General features: G+C 68.3%; 23 protein-coding genes and 5 pseudogenes. 15 read left to right on the forward strand and 13 right to left on the reverse strand.

The features are described 5' to 3' along the window. The first annotated feature begins 61 nt into the window (after positions 1–61). The 5 genes and pseudogenes from AC07AW_RS16925 (at position 62) to AC07AW_RS16945 (ending at position 4,219) form a co-directional block, all read left to right on the forward strand. Positions 62–1,036, forward strand: coding sequence for an AraC family transcriptional regulator (locus tag AC07AW_RS16925; protein ID WP_478816199.1), 975 nt, complete (start codon positions 62–64; stop codon positions 1,034–1,036). A 219-nt stretch (positions 1,037–1,255) separates the two neighbouring features. After that, positions 1,256–1,451, forward strand: a pseudogene (locus tag AC07AW_RS16930) (IS256 family transposase); the annotation flags it as partial. Between the two features lie 421 nt (positions 1,452–1,872). Then, positions 1,873–2,373, forward strand: a complete 501-nt coding sequence (locus AC07AW_RS16935) for a hypothetical protein (protein ID WP_478816200.1) — start codon at positions 1,873–1,875, stop codon at positions 2,371–2,373. Between the two features lie 493 nt (positions 2,374–2,866). Then, positions 2,867–3,322: a hypothetical protein gene (locus AC07AW_RS16940; protein WP_478816201.1), complete on the forward strand. Its 456-nt coding sequence runs from the start codon at positions 2,867–2,869 to the stop codon at positions 3,320–3,322. 57 nt (positions 3,323–3,379) lie between these two features. Next, the gene (locus AC07AW_RS16945; RefSeq protein WP_478816202.1) at positions 3,380–4,219 is read left to right on the forward strand and encodes a transposase family protein; all 840 of its coding nucleotides are present in this window, start codon (positions 3,380–3,382) and stop codon (positions 4,217–4,219) included. Between the two features lie 47 nt (positions 4,220–4,266). Here AC07AW_RS16945 and AC07AW_RS16950 read toward each other — a convergent pair whose 3' ends face one another. From AC07AW_RS16950 to AC07AW_RS16970, 5 genes and pseudogenes are all read right to left on the reverse strand, one after another. After that, on the reverse strand, positions 4,267–4,635 hold the full coding sequence (locus tag AC07AW_RS16950) for a VOC family protein (RefSeq protein ID WP_478816203.1): 369 nt from the start codon (positions 4,633–4,635) through the stop codon (positions 4,267–4,269). A gap of 161 nt (positions 4,636–4,796) precedes the next feature. Next, positions 4,797–5,423: an AraC-like ligand-binding domain-containing protein gene (locus tag AC07AW_RS16955; protein ID WP_478816204.1), complete on the reverse strand. Its 627-nt coding sequence runs from the start codon at positions 5,421–5,423 to the stop codon at positions 4,797–4,799. After that, positions 5,396–5,517, reverse strand: a pseudogene (locus tag AC07AW_RS16960) (IS5/IS1182 family transposase); the annotation flags it as partial. The gene AC07AW_RS16955 and the pseudogene AC07AW_RS16960, both read right to left, overlap by 28 nt. Positions 5,518–5,538: 21 nt before the next feature. Then, positions 5,539–5,835, reverse strand: coding sequence for a hypothetical protein (locus AC07AW_RS16965; RefSeq protein ID WP_478816205.1), 297 nt, complete (start codon positions 5,833–5,835; stop codon positions 5,539–5,541). Between the two features lie 628 nt (positions 5,836–6,463). Then, the gene (locus AC07AW_RS16970; protein ID WP_478816268.1) at positions 6,464–9,157 is read right to left on the reverse strand and encodes an FAD/NAD(P)-binding protein; all 2,694 of its coding nucleotides are present in this window, start codon (positions 9,155–9,157) and stop codon (positions 6,464–6,466) included. Positions 9,158–9,429: 272 nt separating this feature from the next. On the opposite strand from AC07AW_RS16970, the gene AC07AW_RS16975 reads away from it, so the two are divergent. The 5 genes and pseudogenes from AC07AW_RS16975 (at position 9,430) to AC07AW_RS16995 (ending at position 13,235) form a co-directional block, all read left to right on the forward strand. Beyond that, entirely contained in the window at positions 9,430–9,891 is a 462-nt protein-coding gene (locus AC07AW_RS16975) for an RrF2 family transcriptional regulator (protein WP_478816206.1), read from the forward strand. A gap of 160 nt (positions 9,892–10,051) precedes the next feature. Continuing rightward, on the forward strand, positions 10,052–10,552 hold the full coding sequence (locus AC07AW_RS16980) for a SixA phosphatase family protein (RefSeq protein WP_478816269.1): 501 nt from the start codon (positions 10,052–10,054) through the stop codon (positions 10,550–10,552). A gap of 144 nt (positions 10,553–10,696) precedes the next feature. Further along, a pseudogene (locus tag AC07AW_RS16985) lies at positions 10,697–11,638 on the forward strand (glycoside hydrolase family 16 protein); the annotation flags it as partial. A 733-nt stretch (positions 11,639–12,371) separates the two neighbouring features. Further along, positions 12,372–12,707: a hypothetical protein gene (locus AC07AW_RS16990; protein ID WP_478816207.1), complete on the forward strand. Its 336-nt coding sequence runs from the start codon at positions 12,372–12,374 to the stop codon at positions 12,705–12,707. Positions 12,708–12,800: 93 nt separating this feature from the next. After that, positions 12,801–13,235: a DUF5959 family protein gene (locus AC07AW_RS16995; protein ID WP_478816208.1), complete on the forward strand. Its 435-nt coding sequence runs from the start codon at positions 12,801–12,803 to the stop codon at positions 13,233–13,235. Here AC07AW_RS16995 and AC07AW_RS17000 read toward each other — a convergent pair. Next, a protein-coding gene (locus AC07AW_RS17000) for an IS5 family transposase (protein WP_478816270.1) occupies positions 13,224–13,995 on the reverse strand; the annotation gives its coding sequence in 2 pieces (ribosomal slippage) (positions 13,224–13,712 and positions 13,714–13,995; 771 coding nt in all). The two genes, AC07AW_RS16995 and AC07AW_RS17000, sit on opposite strands and share 12 nt — an antisense overlap. Positions 13,996–14,526: 531 nt before the next feature. Between AC07AW_RS17000 and AC07AW_RS17005 the strand changes: the two genes are divergently transcribed. Continuing rightward, positions 14,527–14,985, forward strand: a complete 459-nt coding sequence (locus AC07AW_RS17005; RefSeq protein ID WP_478816271.1) for a GNAT family N-acetyltransferase — start codon at positions 14,527–14,529, stop codon at positions 14,983–14,985. A gap of 9 nt (positions 14,986–14,994) precedes the next feature. Here AC07AW_RS17005 and AC07AW_RS17010 read toward each other — a convergent pair whose 3' ends face one another. From AC07AW_RS17010 to AC07AW_RS17020, 3 genes and pseudogenes are all read right to left on the reverse strand, one after another. Further along, positions 14,995–15,870, reverse strand: a complete 876-nt coding sequence (locus tag AC07AW_RS17010) for an IS5 family transposase (protein ID WP_478816209.1) — start codon at positions 15,868–15,870, stop codon at positions 14,995–14,997. Positions 15,871–15,928: 58 nt separating this feature from the next. Continuing rightward, complete coding sequence (locus tag AC07AW_RS17015) at positions 15,929–16,387, reverse strand: DUF4279 domain-containing protein (RefSeq protein WP_478816210.1); 459 nt, start codon at positions 16,385–16,387, stop codon at positions 15,929–15,931. Between the two features lie 56 nt (positions 16,388–16,443). Then, positions 16,444–16,973, reverse strand: a pseudogene (locus AC07AW_RS17020) (transposase); the annotation flags it as partial. A gap of 68 nt (positions 16,974–17,041) precedes the next feature. Here AC07AW_RS17020 and AC07AW_RS17025 point away from each other — a divergent pair. Beyond that, positions 17,042–17,371: pseudogene (locus AC07AW_RS17025) on the forward strand (NF041680 family putative transposase); the annotation flags it as partial. On the opposite strand, the gene AC07AW_RS17030 reads toward AC07AW_RS17025, so the two are convergent. Together AC07AW_RS17030 and AC07AW_RS17035 are read right to left on the reverse strand one after the other, a co-directional pair. Next, entirely contained in the window at positions 17,368–17,874 is a 507-nt protein-coding gene (locus AC07AW_RS17030; RefSeq protein ID WP_478816211.1) for a hypothetical protein, read from the reverse strand. The pseudogene AC07AW_RS17025 and the gene AC07AW_RS17030 sit on opposite strands and share 4 nt — an antisense overlap. A 183-nt stretch (positions 17,875–18,057) precedes the next feature. Beyond that, the gene (locus AC07AW_RS17035) at positions 18,058–18,480 is read right to left on the reverse strand and encodes a MerR family transcriptional regulator (protein ID WP_478816212.1); all 423 of its coding nucleotides are present in this window, start codon (positions 18,478–18,480) and stop codon (positions 18,058–18,060) included. 55 nt (positions 18,481–18,535) lie between these two features. Between AC07AW_RS17035 and AC07AW_RS17040 the strand changes: the two genes are divergently transcribed. The 3 genes from AC07AW_RS17040 (at position 18,536) to AC07AW_RS17050 (ending at position 21,400) form a co-directional block, all read left to right on the forward strand. Then, positions 18,536–19,504: an oxidoreductase gene (locus AC07AW_RS17040; RefSeq protein ID WP_478816213.1), complete on the forward strand. Its 969-nt coding sequence runs from the start codon at positions 18,536–18,538 to the stop codon at positions 19,502–19,504. 458 nt (positions 19,505–19,962) lie between these two features. Beyond that, positions 19,963–20,373, forward strand: coding sequence for an Imm10 family immunity protein (locus AC07AW_RS17045; protein ID WP_478816214.1), 411 nt, complete (start codon positions 19,963–19,965; stop codon positions 20,371–20,373). 499 nt (positions 20,374–20,872) lie between these two features. Further along, positions 20,873–21,400, forward strand: coding sequence for a hypothetical protein (locus AC07AW_RS17050; RefSeq protein ID WP_478816215.1), 528 nt, complete (start codon positions 20,873–20,875; stop codon positions 21,398–21,400). A 49-nt stretch (positions 21,401–21,449) separates the two neighbouring features. Here the strand turns inward: AC07AW_RS17050 and istB are convergent, their stop codons facing one another. Both istB and istA read right to left on the reverse strand, forming a co-directional pair. Next, on the reverse strand, positions 21,450–22,247 hold the full coding sequence (istB, locus tag AC07AW_RS17055; RefSeq protein WP_478816216.1) for an IS21-like element helper ATPase IstB: 798 nt from the start codon (positions 22,245–22,247) through the stop codon (positions 21,450–21,452). Continuing rightward, a complete protein-coding gene (istA, locus tag AC07AW_RS17060) occupies positions 22,244–23,890 on the reverse strand; it encodes an IS21 family transposase (protein ID WP_478816272.1) in 1,647 nt (548 codons plus the stop codon). The genes istB and istA overlap by 4 nt, the downstream gene beginning before the upstream one ends. Positions 23,891–24,125: the final 235 nt, after the last annotated feature.

Below are 24,125 nucleotides of genomic sequence, written 5' to 3' on the forward strand. Positions count from 1 at the left end.
CGATCCATGCGTCAGGCTGCCCAGTTCATGCGCGAACGTCTCGTGCCCGTACTCTCGGCGCATGGATGTGCTCAGTGACGTGGTCGCGGTGACGCGGACGGGCCGGCCCCGGTCGGCGCTCGTACGGTGGCATGCGCCGTGGGGACAGGAGTTCGCCTCTGTACCGGGGTCGGCGGGCTTCCAAGTGGTCCTGCAGGGTTCCTGCTGGCTGCTGCCCCCGGACGGGCAGCCTGTCCAGCTGATCGCGGGCGACGTGGTGTTCCTGCCCCACGGCAGCGGGCACACCCTGGCCGACAGCCCCGAACGCCTGGTGACAGCGCCTGCCTGCGACCCCGACGGCCCCGAACGGTACGACGCGTACGCCTCGGACAGTGTTGACCGGAGCGGAGACTCCGGCCCGGTCACCACAGTGCTCTGCGGGGCCTATCAGCTCGATCCCTCCCGTGCGCACCCGCTGTTGCTGACCCTCCCGGCTCTCCTCCACGTGCCGGCGCACTCGCAGCGCCATCCTGAGCTGCGCTCCGCCGTGGAGCTCCTGGCCGCCGAGCTGGAGAATCCGCGGCTGGGCACGGACGCGGTCGTCCCCGGGCTCCTGGACGCACTGCTGCTGTACATCCTGCGCATCTGGTTCGACGAACAGCCCGCCCGAGCCGCCACCGGATGGGCCGCCGCGCTGAACGACCCGCCGGTCACTGCGGCCCTCCACGCCATCCACCGAGACCCGGCAGCACCGTGGACCGTGGCGAAACTCGCCGAGGAGGCCGGGCTCTCGCGGGCATCCTTCGCCAAACGCTTCGCCCTGCTGATCGGCCAACCGCCCCTCGGCTATCTGACCTGGTGGCGGATGACCACGGCGGCCCGCCTGCTGGGGACATCGGGCGCACCATTGAGATCCATCGCCACTCAGGTGGGCTACACATCCGAGTTCGCCTTCGCCAATGCTTTCAAACGTACGCACGGGACAGCACCCGGCGCGTATCGGCGTGCAACTGATCCGGATCGGCAGACCCAGGCACGTTCAGTCGTAGGCGGCTGAGCACAGGTCCACACCGACATGGCCGTCACTTGTCGATGCCGCGGCAGCATGCGCTGACTGCTGTGGTGTCGGCGCAATCACAGGGGCGGGTACGAGGAGGGCGTACGTTCCCGAATGATCCGTCGACGGCCACCGTGTGGGCCGGTGTTGCAGCGCGGATCGGGAAGGCGCTCCCGTGCTCAGCGGAGACATAGCCGACGCTCCACAGAGCCGGGCTCCCTGCTAACGCGAGATCGTCCGCGAAGACGCCCGACGGATGTTCGCCGTCACACTGGAGCCGGAAGTGACCAGCACATACCCGAGTTGGCGACCGATCCCGATGAGGCCGGCCGGCGCCTGGTGGTTCGCAACGGCCAACACCTGTCCCGCATCGTCGTTGCCGCGGCCGGCCCCCACCGAAGTCACCGCGCCACGCGGGCTCACCGATGGCCCGCCGTCCGCCCGGCACCAAAGGCGCTGGGCTTACAAGGCCCGGAATGACAGCAACGCCCTGCCGGAGCCCGCGTATCCCGGGGCGACGAAGGCCGTGCAGGAGATCTACGCTGCGGAAGACCACGAACCCGACCGAACCCGCGTTCTCCACCGTCAAACTGCGCACCAAGGTCACCCGCGGCGCCGACAGCCCGTCAGCGGGTGCTCATGATGGTGTTCAGCTCGTCGAGACCACCCGGGCCGGATGGTGCGCGATCACCGGCGCTCCCTCGTCATGGTGGATTGCTCCTCCGCCGCTTCGACCGTGGCCAGCTCCTCGAACGCCCGAAAACCGCAGCATGAACGGGCTCAGGTGAAACACTGAGGCCTCAGACGCAGTACCGCACAGAGGATCCCGGACGCCCATGCTGAACCCACTCGACGCTCCAGGCGCGGTGTCGGCCGCAGCTGAACCGCTCGAGGAGCTGCTCGACGACTGCGACCATGTGTCGTCCATATACCTCTTCCCTGTCGTCCCAGCGGCTGTGATGACACCCGGTTATGACTGGCCGAAGGGTCTTGCTCAAGCCGTGTACGACGCGGGGGCCACTGGATACTGGGTGAGAACGTCGGTCGAACCGTTCGAGTCGCCACAAGCGTGGCGGGACATTCTTCGCCGACAAGTCACCGAAGGATTCATGCAGCCCGCCAACAGGTACGCGGACCCCAATCTGCGCACGCCGATCGAGAGCCGACGGGCAGGCGAACTCGCCGACGGCATCGCCGACCTCATCGAAGCGCATCTGGGGCCCGTCCGAAGCTCCGGCGACGTCGGCGGCCCACACGCGGGCGACATTTGGTGGCGCAACTTGCTGTTGGTCACCAGCGACTGGGCCACCATCCTGCATTGCGGAATCTCCGACTGACCGAACACGTCTCGTTCAACTGAGGCAACGCCGCCCCACCTTCTCCGAGCCGACCGATGATGCCCCGCGAGCGGGTCCTCTTGTCGTGCCCGTCCGCCCTCGTTCCGGCGACTTGTTCTCCGAGGTGTTGGTCGTGGGATGCGGCGGAGGCCATGGATGCGTCGGTGGTGCCGGTGTGGTGTCTGAGGCGTATCGGTGGCCAGCGATGGCGAACCTCTAGTCGGCACGGCCCGTCATCACCATGTTTCCGGTGCTGCCGATGATGCGGTTGCAGCAGGCGCACCTTCGTGGATCTGGATGTCAGGTGTGTGCAGTGACGCATTGCGCCATTGAAGCTGCGCCATCTTGAAGTAGCTGGTCAGGGTGCTGGTGTGGCGCCGGTTCGGGGTGCTCGTGCTGGTCGTGGGCGGCAGTCTGGGGTGTAGATCGTCTGGCAGGAGTGGGTTTGTGGATTCCCGTCCGTCGTCGCGGGTGCCGCTCCTACGCTCCGCCCATGATGGATCCCGAGGGGTTGGAGCGGATCGCCGCGCGGCGAGCGGAGCTGGACGGACTCGAAGAGCAGCTGGTCAAGCAGCTGTCGGAGGTACGAGCTGAGCGGGATGAGCTGGCCGTGGCCGAGCGGGTGTGGCAGCGAATGAGCGAGCAACTCGCCGACGAGCGCACGGAGGCCGGGTCGCCGGTGGTCCAGGTGGCGGGGCGGGCGGTGCGGCTGGTCCCGGACCGTGGGCCGGGGGTGGCTGAGTCCGCACTGCCGGCGGAGTACCAGCGCATCCTGACCGCCGTGCGGCAGGCCGGAGGCCCGGTCTCCACCCGGCAGATCGGCGAGGTGCTGGGCTTGGACACCGGGGTGAGGGGCAAGCTGGAGCCACTGCGCGGGAAGCTCACGAAGCTGGCCGACCGCGGCTGGCTGCACAAACGACCCGACGGCAAGTTCACCGCCCGCCTGTGACCATGCCGCACAGCGGCGAGCCGTAACTGAGGTGCCCCCGGCGGCTGTTGGAATTGTGTGACGAAAACCAAAGAGCACGCCGGGGACACCGTGTCCCTGGTCTACCAGTGCCGCCTGCCGCTGTCCACACACACCCTCAACTACCTCGCCGACCTGCTGCGACGCCATCTGAAGGCCATACGCTCCCGGTGGCGGGCGCTGCCGCCCGGGAGGATCGCGGTGATCGTCCTGGCCGTGCTCCGGCACGACCAGCGCCTGGCCGACATGGCCGACGGCAACGACATCTCCGCCACCACCGTCCGCCGCTGGCGCGACGAGCTGATCGCCCTGCTGGCCGCGAAGGCCCCTCGCCTGGACCGCGCCCTGAAGAGGATCGCACGGCGCGGCGGAGAGGTCGTCCTGATCGACGGCACCCTCATCCCCACCCAGCGCCGCACCGGGACGGCGAACCGCCCGAACTACTCCGGCAAGCATCGCCGCCACGGCCTGCACGTCCTCGCCCTGACCGACGAGCGGGGCCGGATGATCTGGATATCGGCCGCCCGGCCCGGCCGCACCCACGACATCACCGCCGCCCGCCGCGACCGCATCCTGGCCCACCTGCGCGCCGCCGGTCTCGGCGCCCTGGCCGACCTGGGCTTTATCGGCCTGGACAGCGCCGGGGACGACCCCGTGGTCGTCACCGGTTTCAAGGCCACCCGCGCCCGTAAGCTCACCCCCGCCGAGAAGGAGGCCAACCGCATCCTGGCCGCCGGACGCGCCCCGGTCGAGCACGGCTTCGCCCAACTGAAGAACTGGCGGATCCTCATCAAGCTCCGCACCGACCCCACCCGCGCCACCCACCTGCTTCGCGCGCTGCTCGTACTGACGAACATCGAGGCCACTACGGGCAATTGATTTCTGCCGCAGGCGGCCCACGACCAGCACAAGCACTCGGAACAGCCTCACCGGGCCGGGATCGGCTGGGTGAGGTTCACCGGGTTGCCGTCGGGGTCCTGGATGTGGGCGACGCGCTGCCCCCACGGCATGTCGTTGGGGCCGCTGCGGACCGAGCCGCCCAGCGCCGTCACCCGGCCGAGCGTCTCGTCGACGTCGTCGACACCGATGCTGAGCAGGATCCGCGGTGCCGCCCCGGTTCCCGGGTTCTCCTTGGCCACCAGCCCAAGGTCGGTGTCGCCGATACGCAAGCCGAGGTAGAAGGCCGGACCTTCCGCCGGCACCCGGAAGATCTCCTCGGCGCCGAACAATTTCGTATAGAAGCCGAGCAGAACGTCCAGGTCGGCAGTCACGATCACTGGCTGGATGGTGGACATGGCACTCCTGTCGAGAACGGTCGTGTCGCTGGGTAGACCGCTCGAGGACGGTGAACTCATCGGCAAAACCACCCCGCCGGACGATCTACGACACAGACCGCCGCCCACGACCAGCACGAGCACCCCGAAACGAGGTCACGCCACCCCGCTGACCAGCCACTTCAAGATGGCGCAGCTTCATTGGACGGGGGTGAGGCCCTCACTCCCGAGGCGATCGCCCGCCACCACCACATCTCACGATCGGTGAGGTGTCGGTTGATGTGGGCTTGGATTCGCAGCAGCGTCATCCGGGAGGCGTTGGGTTTGTCCCAGGTGTCATGACCGAGGTGCTCCTCGGCGAGCGTCTGGATCAGGTCCACCGCGTGGCGGGCACCGGACATGCCCTTCGCCTGGCCGTAGCTTCCCGCCGAGTCGACAGGGCGAGACAGGAAGGGCGTCACCAGTCGGCCGAGCGGGGATTCGGCTCCCAACGGCATGGCTGTGATCCGCTGCAGGTCGGACTCGCCGAGGTCCAGCGCCTGGCGGGGCAGGACGAGCGACTTGGTCTGGAACCTTTCGGGCACCGCCAGATGCACAGGGCGCGCCATATCGTAGACGAACAGCTGGCCTGCCTGCAGGCACGTCTCGCGAGTGTCCTGCGGGACGCGCACCACACCCTGGCTGAGGAGCTTCACGACGATGAACTCGTCGTTGCTGCTGCCGACTACGAGAGTCGATCCTGACTCGATTGCAACGTGCGACCCGTCAACGGAGCACTCCTCCAGACGCCGGCCTCGGTCCAGTCCCACAGCCGACGCCAGGCCGTCACACCAGAGCAACCCACCGTTCCGCAGGGACATCACGCCATGCGACACCAGCCTGATGAGAGTCCTTGAGAACGAACGGCCAAGGCAGCTCGTCTCCCTACTCAGTTCGCTTCGCCGGCCGAGACCGAGGGCTCGCCATCGCTCCCAGATGTGGGGCTTCCGCGGCGAGCGCGCCCGTGGAGACCTCGTGGTGCGCCTTCCCCTCGGCGTGGTGGCTCTTGTGGCGCTTGATCCCGCACTCGATCGCATGGCGCTCGCGGCAGCCGACCGGGTCGAAATGCGGCCGGCCGTCGCAGGAACCGCGCTTCTGGCGGTTGGGAGCCTCGTCGGCCTTGTGGGGAGTGGTGCAGCGGATCCCGCGGGAGGTGTACGCCTTGTCAGCTCGCAGGCGCACGTGATCACCAGGTTCGGTGAACGTTCCGCCCGGTGATTCCTTTCTGGCGCCCGTGATCACCAGGACGTCCGCGTTGCTGAGCTGGCACCGCCTGGTGACGAGCAACCGCTCGACCCGTTCCGTAAGGGTCGGCGGTGGCGGTGTCGTCTTCTGGACCCGACGTTGGGGTCCAGGGCTGCGTTCCACAAGCCGCTGCCGGCTTCCCGGGCGCGGACGATCGAGTACGGCACCCGGGAAACGGGAATCTGCTGGTCCTTGCCCAGGCCGGGTGAACGCCCTGGGTGAAGGCCGTTCGCCCGGCGATGAACATCGGCCGCTGTGCCCACCTCCCTGGGCCGCCCGGCCTCGGCCTCCTCGTCGTGGCCCTCGCCCCGGGCGGGCATCGGCTCCCCTCGACGAGTCACGCGAGCGTGTGGTGCGGCCACGGACCGCTCCCGGCAGCCCTCGTGGTCTCCCGGCGAGACCACGAGGGCAGGTCGCGCGGGCCTCCGTCAGCCGCGCAACCCCGCCGGCCGCTGTGAGTCGCGTACTCCGGCCGACCTCCGCCAGCCGCGCACCCCTGCCGGCCTGTGTCAGCCGCTCACCCCGACCAGCCTCCGTCACCCGCGTACCCGCCAGCCAGCCTCCGTCACCCCCGCAGCCCGGCCAGCCTTCGGCTGTCGAGTGGCGATGCTCGGCGGTCGAGGCGCTGTTCGAGGAGGTCGCGGGCGGTGTCGCTGTGACCCGCCTTCACCAGTGCGTACAGCAGGGTCTCTTCCACGACCTCGCGCTGTGCAGCGCTGCCCCCGACGCGGCGCAGCGAGGGCAGCAGTCCTCGGAGGTCCCGTACTGCCGTGGCCCACTCCTCTTCCACCACCGCCTCCAGCGCCCCGCACAGCGGGACGATGACCTCCCGCTGCACTGCGTCCGCGCCGGCCGCGTGGGCGCGCAGGCGGCGGAGCGCGGGGAGATCGCCCGCGGCGGCGAGCGCGACAGCGCTGTGCAGGGCCGTGAACGCGGTCGCGGGGCGCTCGACCAGATCGCGCGCGACCGCGTCGAGCACGCCGTCGACGGGGACGCGGCCGGTCCAGTTCCGGCACATGCGGGCCCGCCACAGCAGCGATCCGGAGTCGACGAGCGCCCGCACCCCGTTCACCTGGCCCGGGGCGAGCTGGGCGAACCAGCGGCGGCGCACGGCCGCGGTGTCGTCGAGGGCCAGTTCATGGAGCGCCACGTGCCAGGAGAAGTGCGCCCGGTGGACGGCCCCGCGCCCATGGCTGCCGATCCAGCCGTCGAGCCAGTCCCGCCCGACGAGGTGCTCACCGGACTCGTAGTGGACGTGGGTGAGGGCGTGCACGGCGTGGCCGGAGGCGGGTTCCGCGGCGAGTGCCGCCCGGGCGAGCTCCCCGGCCTCCTCGATCCGCCCCTGCTCCTGCCGGACGAAGGACAGCAGAGAGGTGTGGAACCAGTGCCCGTCGTAGGACGAGGCGGTCCGCTCCACCAAGTCCAGGGCGAGCGTGCCGTCGAGGTCCGTGACGCCGGAGAAGGCGATCGTGGGGACCGCGATGCCGAGCGCGAACGCGTCCGCGGGGAAACGGCCGAGATGCTCCACGAGCGCCGCGTCCCCGTCGACGGGTCCGAGCCCCGTGCCGGCCCCGCCCTTCTGGGCCTCGTGCGCCGTGACCCGTCGCGTGACGACGTCGACGAACGATCGCTCCCGCTCGTCCCCGCGTTCGCGCACACTGCGCTGGGCGTCCGCGAGCGCCCGGGCGACGTCGACGTCCGCTCCGCACTCGTGCCCGAGAAGGGCCAGGGCGGCGTGCCCGAGCGCGAACCCGGGGTCCAGCTCGGTGGCGCGCGCGAACGCCTCGGCCGCCTTCGCCCGTACCGTGATCACCCGTCCCAGTCCGCAGCGGAACGACGCGGCGGCCGCCGCATGGGTCGACAGCGGCAGTCCGAACTGGTCGGTGGGCCGGCGGCGAGTAGGCCGGGGAGCGCCGGCGAGCGGACCGAGAACGGCCTCGGCGACCTCCTTCGCCTGGCTCCGGATCTCGGGGATCGCGGTCGTCTCCCACAGCTCGCCCCGGCGAGGCGCGCCCAGCGTGAACAGTGGCCGCTCGCGATGGCCCGCGGCGGCGACCAGCCGGCCCCTGTCGGTGGACACGCCGATGCCCAGCGGCCCGGGTACCGCCAGGCCGTCGGCCAGCAGCCCGCTCCACAACGGGTCACCGCCGGCGTCGGCCCGCAGCCCCGGCCCCGTACAGTCCACCACCCAGGCCACGCGCAGGACACGGCCGTCGGCGAGGGAGACGACGAGGCCACCGCCTTCTCCCGGCGCCACCGAGGCGACCCGGCCCGCGTGGACGCGGAGCCTGCGGGCGGCGTGCGCCCGGGCGACCGTCTCGGCCGTGGACGGCGCCATGCGGTGCCGGTGTACGTTCCAGAGGGTGGCGTCGCGGCCCAGGAACTCCGCCCGCTCCTCGTCGGTCAGGCCCTCCCAGAGCCGTACGATGCCGGGCCGCAGCCCGTCGAGTGCGGGCCGCCAGTCGCCGTGGACGCGGCGCGTGGCGGCGAAGTGCCGCGTCAGCTCCCTGCGGAGGCGAGGGAACGGGAGACCGGCGAGGCCCGGCGGCGGCGCCACGGCGGGCAGCGGGGCGAGGGCGTGCGGCTGGGGGAGCAGCCCACTACGGGACACGGCGTGCACCGTACGGCCGGGACGGTCGAGGACGAGCGCGAGATCGACGGCGGTCAGACCACTACCCACGAGGAGGACGTCGTCCGACTCGCCCACGGCGTCCAGCGCCCCCGGCGCCCAGGGGCGGGCGATGAACCGCTCGGAGGCGACGAGCTCGGCCGGGGCCCAAGCCGCCCGGCCCGCCGCGGGCCCGGTGGCGAGGACCACGCTGTCCGCCGTCACCGTGCCGCCGTCGGCGAGCCGGAGCTCCATCCGCCCACCGGCCGTGTCGGCACACCCCGTCGCCCTGGTGCGCAGCCGACGCACGGAGACGGTGCCGTGCGCCGTGATGATGGCACGCCCGAGCGTGTCGGCGAGATAGGAGCCGTAGCGGTACCGGGAGGCGAAGTCCGCCGCGGTGACGGTGGGTTCGCCGTGCCGGCAGAGCCAGCGCCGGAAGTGGCCCGGGTCGTCCGGGTAACAGCTCATGCCGCCCACGGGCACGTTGAGCCGGTGCTCGGGGACCTCGGTGGCGTACGCGACGCCCCGCCCGGCCTCCGGCGCGGGGTCGACGAGGACCAGATCGAGCGGGATACGGCGCCGGGCGGCCGCTTCGCACAGCTGGACGGCGACGAGGGCACCCGCCGCGCCCGCGCCGACGACGGCCACGGTCGGACGTGGAGGGGAGGTCTCGGCGAACGACGGGGAATCGACAGACACCTCGGACACCTCAGACATGTCAGACACCTCAGACACCTCAGACACCACGTAGACCTCCGAACCAGGGGCGGGCATTGCACGGCCCAATGTTCACTATGTCGATGAACAAAGTGCAGTGACAACGCCGCTTCAGGACAACACCGCCACGTCGGATCGCCGTTGACGAGTCCGCAACACACCGCCGCAGGTCAGAGTCCCGTCACTCGTGAGACATTGAGTGCGTGAGGATCTCAGCACGAACGGACTACGCCATCCGGGCCATGGCCGAGTTGGCCTGTTCCCCGGACCGGCCCCTCAAGGCCGAGGAAATCGCCGGGCGCCAGGACATTCCCGTCCGCTTCCTCTTCGTCGTGCTCAGCGAGTTGAGACAGGGACGCCTGGTACGGAGCGTGCGCGGCCCCGACGGCGGGTACAGCCTCACCCGCCCGCCCGCGGAGATCACCCTCGCCGACGTCATCAGAGCGATGGACGGACCGCTGGTCAGCGTGCGCGACCTGAAGCTGACGGGCCTGGAGTACCAGGGCGCGGCGGCTTCCATGCCGGACGTGTGGCGTGCCGTGCGGACGAGTCTGCGTCAGGTCCTGGAGAGTACGACCCTCGCCGATCTGGCGGCGGACACACTGCCCGAGGTCGTACGGGAGCGGGCTCGCGAGTACAACGACGACGTTCGGACGTATCCGTAGAGTCCGTCCGTGGCCGACAGCCGCCCCACCGCCTACGCTCAGGAACGTGCCATCGTCCACTGAGTCTCCCGATCCCACCGGGACACCTGCGCCCGCCGACACTCCGGGGTCCACCGGGTCCACCGGGTCCACCGGGCCCGGCCATACCGGGCCGCGGCGACTGTTCGTCCTGAGACACGCCAAGAGCGCCTGGCCCGAGGGCGTACCCGACCGGGACCGCCCTCTCGGCCCGCGCGGCCTGCGCGATGCCCCGGTGGCCGGGCGCTTCCTGGCGGAGACCGGCCAGCTGCCCGATCTGGTGCTGTGCTCCCCGGCCCGGCGGGCCCGCGAGACCTGGGACCTGGCCGCCGCGGAACTGGAGCGCCCTGTCGCGACCCGTCACGACCCGCGGCTGTACGGGGCGGACGAACGGGACCTCCTCGACGTCCTCCACGGCGTGCCCGAGGAGGTCGGCACCCTGCTGATCGTCGGGCACAACCCGGGCCTGGAGGACCTGGTCATGCTGCTCGCGGGCGGCTCGGTCGACAACGCCCTGGACCGTGTACGGACCAAGTTCCCGACCTGCGCGCTCGCCGTCCTGACCTGGCACGGCACCTGGACGGACCTCAGCCCGGGCGAGGCGCTGCTGACCGAGCTGCGGATCGCCCGCGGCTCGTCCTGAGGCTCTCCCGCAGGCGAGGCTGGCGAAGGCAAGACGACCGTCACGCGAGAACCGTGCATGTCCGCGCCGCTAGCCCGTCCGTCCGTCCGAGCTAGCCGCGCTCCGGTTCGTCGTGGATGGTCAGTGCTCCGGCGAGGTCGAGGGTACGCCAACTGGGACAAGGTCACCGCGACCGTGGCCGGCATCCAGGCCTGGGGCACCGCTCCAACGGGCAACGAACCGACCCCGACCCCGACCCCGACGCCGACCGACCCGACCACACCACCGCCCACTGGCGGCGCCGCGCTCTTCGACGACTTCAACTACACCGGACACACCGACCCGGCGATCGACGCCCACGGCTGGAGCGTGCGCTCCGATTCCGGCGGCCCCGGCGTGCCCGGCGCCACCTGGGCCCCCGAGAACGTCACCTTCGCCAAGGAGGGCACCAACTCCATCATGAACCTGCGGACCTCCACCGCGGGCACCGGCGAGTCCACCAAGCACACCGAGATCCTCACCCGGGCCACGAAGTTCAAGAACGGCACGTACGCGGCGCGCGTACGCTTCTCCGACGCGCCGGCATCCGGCCCGGACGGCGACCACCTCGTCCAGACCTTCTTCACCATCAACGACCTCAAGGCCCCCATGGCCGACGACTACGCAGAGTACGACTTCGAGTACCTCCCCAACGGCGGCTGGGGCGAGCCCGCGAACATCCTCTACACCACCTCGTGGGAGACCTACCGGCCCGACCCCTGGGAGGCCGTCAACCAGCACTCGGAGTCCCGGACGAGCTACGACGGCTGGCACGACCTGGTCCTGACCATCGACGACACCACGATCGTCTACTACATCGACGGCCAGGAGTTCGGCCGTCACGACGCCCGCTACCTCCCCGAACGCCCCATGTCCATCAACTTCAACCAGTGGCTGATCGACCTGACCGGCCAGACCTCGACCACCCCGCGCTCCTACGACCAGAAGGTCGACTACGTCCTGCACGTCAAGGACCAGGTCCTCACCCCGGCCCAGGTGGCCGCCAAGGTCGCCGCGTACCGCACGACGGCCACCACCTTCGAAGACACCGTCCCGGCAGCGCCGTAGCCGCGGCGGCGCGCCCAGCGCCAGGGGCCTCGGCGACCACCGGTCGACCGAGGCCCCCGGCAGGCAGCGGCCCAGAAGTACGGGTGGAGGTACGGCCCCAGGTCGCGGTGCCGCTGCCGGATGAGCGTGACGGAATACCCGTTGGCGTCGTCAAGCAGTCGTCGCGGAGGATTGCAGCGGTGTTCGAATGCGCTCGTCGATGGGCTACTCAAGGGCTCGGTAGTCAGGTGACGGTTGAGCCAGCTCGGGGTGTTCCACTACGTACCGATCGCCGTGGATCGCCTGCATCGCCCAGTGCCACGCCTCGTCGTGAAAGACCATCCCGCGAAACGGCGCCTCGGCCGGCTCGTACAGGTATCACTCCAGGGCGGCCCCACTGGCCTCCTCCGGCGTCAGCCCACCGTGATGCTGCATGACCCACGCGTAGCAACGCCGCTCGGACTGCAGGTAGTCGAGATACTCAGCTTCGTTCCATGTCACGACTCAACGCTAGACCGGCCCTCGAAGGCGGCGGCTGCCCCTGCATCAGGACCCACACCACGCCGCTTACCACCGCATTCGCCAGGGCTGCTCCCAGCAGGTGTGGGAGTCCCACGCTTTCGAGCGGACACCGGGGCCGATGGGCGTCGCTGCGCGACGGCCTCTGCGTGACCTGCAGCCGCGAGGTACGGAACCGTCGACTGGTTTCGTGCGTCGAAGGGGCATGGTTGAGAGAGCTGGGAAAATCATCTTCGTGCTCGCGCTGGCTGCGGGGGTACTCACGGGCTGTGCCAAGGCCGACGAGGGCGCAAAGACCGTTCAGGCGACACCGTCCGTCCGGACGATTCCCTTCGACCTCTATACGCATTGCGGCATCGACGAGGCCCGTATCGGCTCGACGTACTTCGAAGCGGAGACCCCGCTCTCGGGGGGCTCGGGCAACCCGCCCGAAGGGTGGGACAACCCTACCCAACGAGGAACGATGACCCTGGAGTCCGAGACGAAGGCCGTCTTCACCGACGATGCCGGGCATGAGGTGACGTTTCGTGCCCGGCCGGGTGCGAGTTCCTTCAAGCACATCTGCGCTTAGAGCTCCTAACGAAATGAATTGACGCGGACCGAAGTCGCTGGCCAGCTCCGCTGGCCGTGCGCCAAGATCGCCTCATCTTTCGTGGGAGGTGACGTGGTGGCGGTCGAGCGGTTGGATCTGGCCCTGTTGTGTGATGACGAGGGCAACAGCGTTCGCATCACCGTGCTGGGTCCTCTGCAGGGTGGTGTGTCTGGAGGGCTGGCCTCAGAGATCGTCGTCAACACGCCCTTCGTAAGCGGGCGGTTGCGTCTCTCGTTGTGGCGGTCGCGGCTGACGTCGTGGGGCGAGGCTCTCGCTCGACTTGAGTCCGGCGAGGACATCGCCTGGCTGGATGTCCAGCGCGGACCGTCTGTCTTCATCCACCTGAACGGCGAGCGCGACTGTCCCGAGGTGGTCGTTGAAGACGACCTCGTCTCGATGGCAACCGTGCGGGTCCCGATCGACCTGCCGGCCAACTGGATCGAAACCCACCGACTCCTACTCGCCGACGTGCTCCGCACCTGGGACGACCACCTGTCACCGGATTGAGCACAGCCTCCGCCAGCAGATCAGCGAACATCCGAGGCTGAGGAAGGCCTCATGGATGTCATCGCGGACCTCCCAGCGGATCCGCAGGCGACGGAAGTGGTGCAGAAGGGCGAACGCGCGCTCAACAACCCACCGATGGACGCCCAGGCCGGAGCCATGCCCGGTGTTGCGCCGAGCATTCAGGGGTCGAATGCCGAGATCGCGCACCAGCCGGCGGTACTTGTCGTGGTCGCAGCCGCGGTCCGCGAGAACGACGTCCGGGCGCTGTCGGGGCCGGCCCCGCTTGCCACGTACCGGCGGGACCGCCTCCAGCAGCGGGATGAGCTGGGTAACGTCGTTGCGGTTGCCACCGGTGAACGTGACGGCGAGCGGGATCCCGGCGGCGTCCGTGATCAGGTGATGCTTGCTGCCTGTCCTGCCCCGATCAACAGGGCTTCGTCCCGTCTTGCCGCCCCCTTTAGAGCTCTGACCGGGAGAAGTCCACTGCTGCGCGGGTGAAGTCCAGGACGTCCGCCGCGCGGAGTTTGGCCAGCAGGACTTCGTGGAGTCGCAGCCAGACGCCGGCCTCGTGCCACTCGGCCAGGCGGCGCCAGCAGATCATCCCCGAGCCGAATCCCAACTCCTGCGGCAGGTGTTCCCAGGAGATCCCGGTGTGGAGGACGAACAGGATCCCCTGAAGCACCTGACGGTCATCCAGACGCTTCCTCCCCGGGTTGCGAGACCGACGTTCCACCTTCGGAAGGAGCGGCTCGATCACCATCCAGAGCTCGTCGCTAACCTCCCACGGCTTCTGCCGCGCCACCCCGACACCCTCACAGTTTGATCAATATGACGACCAGTGGGATCCAATCACGCCCTTGATCATTTTGTTAGGGGTTCTAAGGCCAGAGTGAGCCCATGTCTGCGCAACGGATTCTCCATTCGATTCGTGGCTGATCGAGATGCATGGAGAGAGTCGACCGCCCGAGTGCGGGGCGGGTGGGTATTCCCATGGCGGGCGCCGGTCGGCCGCCAGTGGCCGGGCCAGTGGCAGCGGGGCACAGGCGGCGAGAACCAGCATGCCGCCGGGGCGGCGATGGGGGACCTCCCAAAAGGGATGAGCGGCGGGATCGCCTTCGAGTCGGCCGACGACGGACTCGGATGTTCCCGGGGCTTCCTCATGCTGTTCGTCAAGCCATCGGCTGACGACTCATGGGCCCAGGTGAGTACTAGGCCGTGTATCGGAAGTAGATCAAAGACGTGAGTAATCGCATGCTTCGGCGCCAGGTTGACTGACATACTCCGCGCCGTGATGACTGACCACAGCTCCGGCCCGGCCCTGACTGTCAGCGAGCGTGACTCTGAGCTCAACGACCGATTGACCGAAGCGTTGATCGCCTTCAACAGTGCCGCCACAGGCACTCCCGACCGTGGCACGTTCTCGATCAAGGTCACCGATGGAGCAGGTGAACTGGTTGGTGGGTTGACCGCACGAACTTGGGGTGGCCTCTGCGGCATCGAGCTGTTGTGGGTGCGCGAGGACAGTCGCAAGGACGGTTGGGGGAGCAGGATCTTGCAGGCAGCCGAGGCTGAGGCACGGCGGCGTGGTTGTGACCGGCTCTCCACCTCCACCTTCACATTCCAAGCTCCCGGCTTCTATCGGCGCCATGGCTTCGTCGAGACCGGTCGGACACCGGGTGTCCCTGGCGGGCACGCAGACGTGCACCTGTTCAAGTCTCTGACCGACTCGCCACCCTTGCGTGAGTCGTAGACGTGCTGATCACAGCCACTCGTTGATGGCTGCCACCAGTACTGTCGCTTCATAGCGGACGGCGAGCTTGTCATATCTCGTAGCCACTGCCCGGTGCCTCTTGAGGCGATTGATCGCACATTCGACGGCGTGCCGCTCGCGATAGTCCCTCTTGTCGAACATCGGTGGACGACCGCCGTGAGAGCCGCGCTTCTTGCGATTGCGGACATGATCAGCCTTCTCCGGGATGGTGCAGCGGATCCCGCGGCGGCGCAGGTAAGCACGGTTCCTGCGGGAGGCGTACGCCTTGTCCGCCCGCACCCGGTCGGGGCGGACGCGTGGCCGGCCTGGCCCGATGCGGGGCACGCGGACCTTTGCCAGTACGGGTTCGAACTGCGGTGAGTCTCCGCGCTGTCCGGCTGTCACCACGATCGCCATGGGCTTCTGGCCCTGCTCGACGGCCAGGTGGAGCTTGGTAGTGAACCCGCCGCGCGAACGTCCCAGCCCGTGATCACCGGGCTCGGTAAACACACCGCCCGGCGGTTCCTTCTGCAGGTCGCCCTGCTTGCGGGCCCCGGCCGCATGCTGATGAGCGCGGCACACCGTGGAGTCGACGCTCAAGTCCCACGTGATCGCACCTCTCGCGTCGGCCAGGGACTGGAGACGGGTGAGGATGTGGTGCCAGGTGCCGTTCCGCTGCCATCGGCGAAACAGGTCGTAGACCCGGCCCCACGGCCCGTAATCGGCAGGCACGTCCCGCCACGGAACACCGGTCCGGGCCCGGAACCGTATGCCGTCGATCAGCCGCCGCCGAGACCAGAGCGGCGGCCGCCCCGCCTTCGTGCCTTTCGGCAGCAACGGCTCCAGCGCCGCCCATTGCTCGTCCGTGAGATCTCCCCGCCCCATGAACCGTGATCATTCACAGCTCAAGATCCACTTTCGATACACGGCCTAGGTCCCGTGCTCACCTGGTGCTCTCTCCTTCGGCCATGTCGTATTCGTCGATACCGAGTTCGGCGCCAGTGGCACTGAGGAAGTCCAGGACATTGCGGTCCAGGTGCCAACCGAAGAGGCTGGGACCATCCACAGCGCTTGGCTGGGCTTGGTCGGTGTCGTTGAAGTACCGCACGACGTGAAGCACTGCTCCGCCGCCGGTGTCAGCCAGACGCTTGGCGAGGGCGCTGATGCGGTCCGTGTGGGGCTGAAGCCTGTCGAGAATGCGGGTGATCTGCTCATCGACGCGCAGGCCCGGATCCCGGCAGACGACCATCCACGAATGGTCGATTGGAACCACTACTGGTTCGGTGAAGCGGCTGCCGCGAACGGCTACCTCGTCAGGAGTGATGCCGAGCTGGGAGGTGATGTCATCTGCTGAGGTGTGCTGGCTGAACAGCGCGAAGTAGGCGTACTGGTGAAGTGGCATCCCACGGACGATAGCCGCCCGGGAGGCTGGCCGAGCGTGATGATGCGTGCCCCCAGTCAAGCAGCCGCGGTGACCGGAGGCGTGACCTGGTAGCACCGGCGGTCACGGATCTGGGCCCAGATGACGTGGACGCGTCGGCGGGCGAGGGCCGGCACAGCCTTGACGTGCTGCTTCCTCTTGGCGCGTTTGCGATCGTAGAACTGCCGAGAGTTCGGGTCGTAGCGAACGCTGACCAGGGCCGAGGTGTAGAAGACACGCCGGAACCTTCGGCGATTAGACCACCGACGACGCAGGTTGCGGATGACCTTGCCCGAATCGCGCGGTCTGGGGTCGACGCCAGTGAAGGCGGCCAGGGAATCCGGGAAGTCGAACTCCTCCACGTCGCCGCCGACGGTGGCCAGGAACTCTGCACCAAGGTGGCGCCAATGCCGGGGACGCTCAGGATGATGTCGGCGAGTTCGTGCTCGCGAAACCGGCCCTCGATGAGCTCGTCCATCTCGGCGATGTGCTCGTTGAGGGTCATCACACCCTCGGCCAGGGCGCGGACCAGCTTGGCGGTGGTCTTCTCCCCGGGGACGGCGGTGTGCCATTAAAGAACCTCCTGGCCGTGACCGGCGAGCAGAACCAGCAGGAGCGCGGGCTCCACTCCGGATCTGGCTGATCCTCGCCGCCAACACCCCACTCCGTCTCGCCCGCCCCGCGCAGCCGACCTGCGCCGCCCCGGGAGAAGCCCAGTTCCCCCGACAGACTCACTCCCGCCCGCGTCCGCCGTGACTTCCGGCCCCTCCGGCCGCACGCTGCCTGCCCGGCCACAACACCAAAACTCTCTCGCTTTGGCCCGGGACGGCCCCTGGGGCGTAAGAACAACCTGGCCCACACCCCTCTCCACGACGTGCATGCCCCCGCCAGAGGCAGCCGGCGAAGCAGTGAACGAAGAGGTCAGCCGCCCCACGGCCCTGCCGCACGGATGAGAGATCAAGTTAGGTACGAAGCAGCGAGGCGTGGATGCGGGCGATGGCACGCAGCACCTCGTCGCGGTTCTTGGCCTGCTGCATCCATGCGGGCAAGCGGGCCACCACGGTCATCTTTCGGCCGTGGTCGTGCCAGGGAATCCCTTCACGCAGCGGTGCCTGCAGGAATCGTCTGATCAGGTCCAGGTGTTCCAGGTTGTAGGCCCATATCCACCCGTGCCGGGTCTCGGTCTGCAGCCAGAGACGGACATCGAAGTACGGGTCTGTGGCAGGCGCGTGCCGGTCCCGGTGCAAGGCCACACCGCCACGACTCCACTCCTTCGCCATCCCGCAGCTCCGACAAACGAGACGCCTCGGTGCGAAGAGGCCCTGGTCGTGCACCCCGGACGGGTCTGGTGCTGTACCGACGTACGCGACCTTCTCGCAGCGGGGACAGCACACGAGAACCGACGTGAGGAAGTCGTACTTCGTGCTGCGAGGGTCCCGGAACCGGCGGTGCATGGAGATCGAACCCATCGAGCCAGTATGCGAGCCATGCACGGAAAGCTCCTACGGGTTAAAGATCAAGCTATGTGTTCGGGGCGAGATGTTGATGAGGTTATGGGTGAGCAGGGGGGCCGCCCTTCGGTTCCGGGGTTGGTGATGCGCGGCGACTGCGAGGGCGTGCCCCGCAAGTCGGGGAGAGTTTGTCTTCGGATTTCAGGTCGTCGGGTCCCAGAGGCCGTCGGCTTCCCCGCGGGCGAGGTGTTCGGCGTAGACGCCGACCTTCCAGGTGATGACGGAGCGGCACTCCTCCAGTGCCTGGATCTGGGCGTCGACGCGCTGACGGTGGGCATCGAGGAGTTGTAGACGTTCCACCTCGTTGCCCGGACCGCGCCGTACCAGCTCGGTGAACCGCTTGAGGTCAGTCAGCGGCATCCCGGATTCCCGCAGCTTGACGCAGATCAGCAGCCATTCGACATCGAGCGCGCTGTAGCGGCGCCGGCCGCCATACGTGCGCTCGATCGGTCCGACCAGCAGGCCCTCGCGCTCGTAGAAGCGCAGAGCGTGCACGCTGAGTCCGGTCTGTTCGGCCACCTCGCCGATGCTCAGTGGTTCCGCAGGAGGGTGGGCCGTTGTCATGCGCCGTAGTTTATGACTTGATCTAGACCTCGCTCTAGATCGTAGCTTCGTCGACATGACCAGCACTGATCAGCGGCCGCTCGGCTCGCCCTTCTCCGCCACCAGCACCACCCAGGACATCATCGCGGGCCTCGACCTCTCCGGCACGAGCGCCGTCGTGACCGGGGGCTGCTCCGGACTCGGCCTGGAAACCACCCGTGCCCTGATAGCCGCCGGAGCCCGGGTCGTCGTCCCGGCACGCCGACCCGACATCGCCCGCACCGTCCTCGCTGACGTGGAAGGCTGCGAGGTCATCCCCATGGACCTGGCGGACCTTCATAGCGTGCGCGCCGCCGCCGCACGGATCAGCGACTCCCTGACCAAGATCGACCTGCTCATGGCCGTCGCCGGAGTCATGGCCACCCCCGAACGACACGTCGGCCCCGGCTGGGAGAGCCAGCTCGCCGCCAACCACTTCGGACACTTCACCCTCGTCTGTGAGCTCTACCCGCTTCTGGCCGCCGCCGGCAGCGCCCGCGTCGTCGTCAACAGCTCCGCCGGCCATACCCTGACCGGCATCCGCTGGCACGACCCGCACTTCCGTACCGGCTACGACAAGTGGCTGGCCTACGGACAGGCCAAGACCGCCAACGCCCTCTTCGCCGTGCACCTCGACGTCCTCGGTCGCGGTGACGGTGTCCGCGCGTTCGCGCTTCACCCGGGCAAGATCATCACGGGGCTGCAGCGGGAGATGGCACTCCAGGAGCAGATCGACCGCGGCTGGGTGGACGAACACGGCAACGTGATCGGCGCCGACTTCAAGACCCCGGCTCAGGGTGCTTCCACCGGTCTGTGGGCCGCCACATCGCGCCTCCTCGACGGCCTCGGCGGCCTCTACCTGGAGGACTGCGACGTCGCCGGCGTCTCCGCTCCCGGGGCACCGATGGACGATGGCGGCGTCCGCGCATACGCCATCGACCTGGATTCGGCCGCACGGCTGTGGGACCTGTCCGCCGCCGCGACCGGCGCCACCCCGATTGCTTGATGACCCTGCACACCGCTATGCGCTCTCACGGTCAAGGGTGGGCGTCGCCTCATCGAACGCAGCCACACCCGCCCGGTCGCGCACGTCGCCGCCATGATGGGAATCGCGTGAGCCTGCGCCTCGAAGCGGGGCAGTCACTGGCGTTGTCATGGCGACCTCGGCCTTCACGACCGTCCGACGACCGTCCGTCGCCCCGCACCCCGTACCGTGTCCGGCGCCGATGTGGCGGAGACGGAGGGGCTGGTCGAGATCTACTCCATGATCGTGTGAGATCACCAGCACGCGGTGCGGTGGTTCGGCTAGGACCCGTGTCTGTCTAGGACGGTCTCTTTCGGCCCCGCCGTGACGGCTTCGCCTGGCCGCGGCTGAGGAACGGTTTGAAGTGGACCCACCTTGGCCGTGATGACGTCGATGCCCCTCCTGAGCGCCCTGTCTGACCGCGTTGATACAACCTCGTCATGACGTACCGATTCACCGCTCGCGTCGCCAGCACGGAGATCGACCCTGACGGCTACTTCACCGAGGCCGCCCTTGCGGAGAGCGAGGACGGCAGCGGCTTCATCCTGATGTTCATGGTGGGCGAGGAAGAGCCCGACGAGCAGGAGGTCGCGCTGGGAATGGACACCCACTGTCTGGTCACCGCTGGCCAGGGGACGGCCTACGGATGTGTGCGCGAAGCCGTCTTGGACGGCAACGTCCTCCGTATTTCGCTGGATCCCGAGGCTTTGGAGAGCCTTCGGTTGGACGAGGGCGAGATCGAGGCCGTCATCGAGGCGCCGGCTGAAGACGTCTCCCGGTTCCGCGAGGTCCTCGCGCGGGTGCTCACCTACGGGCGGGCGGACGGCTTGCCCACGCGGCTTGCAGTCTGACGAGAGGGGTGGGGCCAGGCCAAGCCGTTCCTCCCCGACACTGCTTGAGTCGATCACCCACATAGCTCAAAAATGGGGCCACCCGAAACCGTTCTGGTGGGGCCGAATCATGCCGTCGAAGACATGCGTCTGGAATAGACCCCTTCCTACACCTGCGCGTGGCGCTGCGGACAGTGCGCTCCTGGAGTGGGCACCGGAAGAAGTGGGTGGCAGGGGCGTGATGCGCCATGGGGAGTGTTGGGGTGGCTTGGGGCTTTGATGCGTCGCTGGGAACGGCGGTGGGCCCGGTAGTCGCATTCGGTTGGCGGCAGCTCGGAGAGGAATCCGAGGTAGGGCACCTTTCCGCGGTCGGCAGGTTTGGCTCTGTTCACTTCTGGGGGCAGCGTTTCTCCGTCAGTTTGAGCAGCAGTCGCCGATCTCCCGGCTTCGAGATGTTCGCGAGTTCTGACAGCACTCGGCGCGTCGTCGTTCCCTCGGGAGGCTCTAGTGTCTGGGAGCTATGAGACTGATCGAGATGGAGATCGCCCGGCAGGACTGGAAGGGCATGCTGTGCGGGTGTGGCAGCACGGCAGAACACCTTGTCGGGTATCTGCTGCAGCTTGCGGGGCGTGGGCCCGAGGAGAGGCCGATCCATGTCAGTTTCGAAGGGCATGTCTGGTCGCCAGCGGCGCTTTGGGAACCGGCTCCTGCGGTGACGTCTGTTGCTCTGGCTGCCCTCGCGGACGACGTGGCGCCGATAGCACGCGCGTGGTTTCTCGACCTCCTCCACTGCATGGTCGCGGGAGAGGGGACGGAACTTCCGGAGCGTTGTCGGTCCCTTGCCACGCAGGGCATTTGGCTCCTCTATGAAGAGGTGATGTCGAATCGGCAGCCCGGTGCTGCTGGCGACGCGTTCGAGATTCTGACGGTGATAGAGCCCGACAGAGCTCGCCTGCAGCGGGTTCGTGAGATCGCGGCCGAGTGGCTGCCCGTGTGCTGTCGAACCGGTCAGTGCGATGACGAGTTTGAAGGTTCTGATCGGATGTGATGCAGCTGCCCGCAGCCGCAAAGGTGGCGGGCAGCCCGACGGCGTAAGGTCAGCCGGCGACAGCTTGTTGTTCGGCGCGTGCTCGGGTGGTGGCGAGGCGGTAGGAGTCGGTGCCGGTTTCGATGATGGTGCCGTTGAAGGTCAGGCGGTCGACGATGGCCGCGCAGAGCCGGGGATCGGTGAAGGTCTTCGTCCAGCCGCCGAACGACTCGTTGGAGGCGATCGCGACGCTGTTCTTCTCCTCGCGTTCGGTCAGGACCTGGAAGAGGAGCTCGGCGCCGTGACGGTCGAGTTCCATGTAGCCGAGTTCGTCGATGCAGAGAAGGTCGACGCGGCCGTAGCGGGCGATGGTCTTGTTCAGCTGCTTCTCGTCCGCGGCCTCGACCAGCTCGTTGACCAGCTTGGTGGCGAGTGTGTAGCGGACGCGGTAGCCCTTTATGGCGGCCTCGGTGCCGAGCGCGATGAGCATGTGGGACTTGCCGGTGCCTGAGTCGCCGATGAGGCAGAGGGGCTGGCTCTTCTTGATCCACTCGCAGCTTGCGAGGGTGTGGATGGTGGCCGGGTCGATATTGGGGTTGGCGTCGAAGTCGAAGGACCGCAACGACTTCTCTCGCGGGAATCCCGCTGCCTTGATCCGCCTCTCCGAGCGGCGTCGGGCCCGGTCGTCGCACTCGGCCATCAGGAGCTCGGCGAGGAAGCCGCGGTAGGTCATCTGGTCCTTGGCGGCCGCTGTTGCGATGTCGGGGAACTCGGCCCGGATCGTCGGCAGCCGCAGGAGACGGCAGGCGCTGTCGATGGCAGCGTCGGCGGCCTGCTCGGTCATGTTCCGTTGGCGGGGCAGGGTCACTGGGCTTCTCCCTCACGGTGGGTGCTGCCACTGGTGCGGTGGCGGCGGAGCAACTGGTCATAGGGGGTCACCGAGGGCAGCGGCCTGGTGTCCGGCGGGAGGTGTGCGAGCCGCCACTCGTGCAAGGACGTGATGGTCGCTGACGGCTGGCCTGTCGGGTGCGGTGCGCGCGGGGCGGGGACGGCCATGGGTTCTTCCTCGGTCTGGGCGGCTTTGCGGGCCTCCAGCGCGACGGCATCGGCAGTCAAAGCGCCTGCCCGCAGGGCCGTGGCCAGGCCGGCGACCAGGTGTTCGTGCGCGATATGCCGGCCCAGCAGCAGCACCTCGATCAGTGCTCGGGTGCCGTCCCTCTCGCCGTGGACCTTGCGGGCGGCCGCCCACCAGGCGTCATGAACCGGGGTGAACTTCCCCGCTGAGCGGGCCTGTTCCAGGGCTGTGGCGCCGGGGAAAGCGCCCGGTTTGCGGACCAGGGCCTCCAGGTAGTGGTCCAGCTCCAGGCGGATTCCGCACTTGGCGATCAGGCGTTCATGCCGGGCCACTTCCACGTTCTGCTCGTAAACCACCAGGTGAGAGGCGTGCAGCATGACCCGGACCTTCTTGCCGATCAAGCGGACGGGAACCGAGTAGCGGTTGGTCCGGACCGTGATCTGGCTGTAGCGGTCCACCCGCGGCGTGAACAGCCGGCCCGTTTCGAACGGCTCGTCCGGCAGGGGCGCCAGCAGCGGCTGTTCGACGGCGAAGTGCTCGTCGATCGTCCGCGGCCTTGCCCCGATGCGCCGGCGCCCGTCGTGGAGGTCCCACTGGTCGACCAGTTCGTTGAGCTCGGCGAGCGAGGCGACTTCGGGGACGGGCGTGAAGTGGTTGCGGCGGAAGTAGCCGATCTGGCCCTCGACCCCGCCCTTCTCGTGGGCGCCCTCGATGCCGGGACGGCAGTAGAAGCTCTCGATGCCGAAATGGGAGCGGAACGCGATCCAGCGGTCCGTCTCGACCCGAGCCCGGCTGAGCCCCAGGACCTGGGCGACCGCGGACTTCAGGTTGTCGTAGCGGACCTTGGTCCGCGGGACCCCGCCCAGCGTTTGAAGCGCGTGCACGTGGCCTTCGAAGAACGCTTCCTGCCCGCAGGAGGCGAAGACACGGTGGACGGCCTTGCCCGAGTAGGACAGGCGGAAGGAAAACAGGTAACAGGTGACCAGCTCGCCGCCGAGCCACACCTTGACGTCGCCGAAGTCGACCTCGGCTTCCATGCCGGGCTGGTGGGACTGAGGGACGAACGCCTCCACCGGCGCCTTCCCGGACGCCGCCAGGATCTCGGGCTTCCGGTCGGCGACGTAGCGTCGGACCATCTGGTAGGAGATGTCCTCAGCACCGTTCTCCTCGACAAGCCGGTGGAAGATCCGTGTGATCGTGTGCCGCTGTTTGCGCGGCGCATCCAGGTCCGCCCGCAGCATTTGGTCGATCACGGACTTGTACGGATCGAGCGCGGTCGCGCGCGGCGGGAGCTTCTTCCGCGGCTCCGGCCAAGCGGAGTTCACCGCCTTTCGCACCGTCCGGTAGGTCACCCCGTACTTGCGCTCCAGGGCTCGCATCGAGACACCAGCACGGTGGTCACGCCGGATCGCCGCATACAGCTCGACCTTCGACATCTGCGGCATGACCAGCACCTTTCACCAGGAGCATCCCGATGCTGCCCTGGCAAGAACCGCAGTGCTGTCAAAACTCGTGAACATCACCCGACCGTGGATCCGGGTGCCTCCCAAACCTGTGAACAGCTGCTGTCGCTACCCGGTTCTGGCACACATTCCGTGAGAACGATCAGCGGCGTTCTGCCACCGTGACGTCTCGCCACCTGGGACCGTGGTGCGGTGTGATGACCTCATA

Source organism: Streptomyces sp. NPDC044003, from assembly GCF_056435185.1.

Excerpts from the sequence above, each read along its gene's own strand:
- AC07AW_RS17010 (WP_478816209.1), bottom strand. The coding sequence starts at position 15,870 with ATGGGGCGGGGAGATCTCACGGACGAGCAATGGGCGGCGCTGGAGCCG.
- AC07AW_RS16940 (WP_478816201.1), top strand. The coding sequence starts at position 2,867 with ATGATGGATCCCGAGGGGTTGGAGCGGATCGCCGCGCGGCGAGCGGAG.
- AC07AW_RS17005 (WP_478816271.1), top strand. The coding sequence starts at position 14,527 with ATGACTGACCACAGCTCCGGCCCGGCCCTGACTGTCAGCGAGCGTGAC.
- AC07AW_RS17030 (WP_478816211.1), bottom strand. The coding sequence starts at position 17,874 with ATGGGTTCGATCTCCATGCACCGCCGGTTCCGGGACCCTCGCAGCACG.
- istA (WP_478816272.1), bottom strand. The coding sequence starts at position 23,890 with ATGTCGAAGGTCGAGCTGTATGCGGCGATCCGGCGTGACCACCGTGCT.
- AC07AW_RS17035 (WP_478816212.1), bottom strand. The coding sequence starts at position 18,480 with ATGACAACGGCCCACCCTCCTGCGGAACCACTGAGCATCGGCGAGGTG.
- AC07AW_RS16935 (WP_478816200.1), top strand. The coding sequence starts at position 1,873 with ATGCTGAACCCACTCGACGCTCCAGGCGCGGTGTCGGCCGCAGCTGAA.
- AC07AW_RS16925 (WP_478816199.1), top strand. The coding sequence starts at position 62 with ATGGATGTGCTCAGTGACGTGGTCGCGGTGACGCGGACGGGCCGGCCC.
- AC07AW_RS17040 (WP_478816213.1), top strand. The coding sequence starts at position 18,536 with ATGACCAGCACTGATCAGCGGCCGCTCGGCTCGCCCTTCTCCGCCACC.
- AC07AW_RS17015 (WP_478816210.1), bottom strand. The coding sequence starts at position 16,387 with ATGCCACTTCACCAGTACGCCTACTTCGCGCTGTTCAGCCAGCACACC.
- AC07AW_RS17045 (WP_478816214.1), top strand. The coding sequence starts at position 19,963 with ATGACGTACCGATTCACCGCTCGCGTCGCCAGCACGGAGATCGACCCT.
- AC07AW_RS17050 (WP_478816215.1), top strand. The coding sequence starts at position 20,873 with ATGAGACTGATCGAGATGGAGATCGCCCGGCAGGACTGGAAGGGCATG.
- AC07AW_RS16950 (WP_478816203.1), bottom strand. The coding sequence starts at position 4,635 with ATGTCCACCATCCAGCCAGTGATCGTGACTGCCGACCTGGACGTTCTG.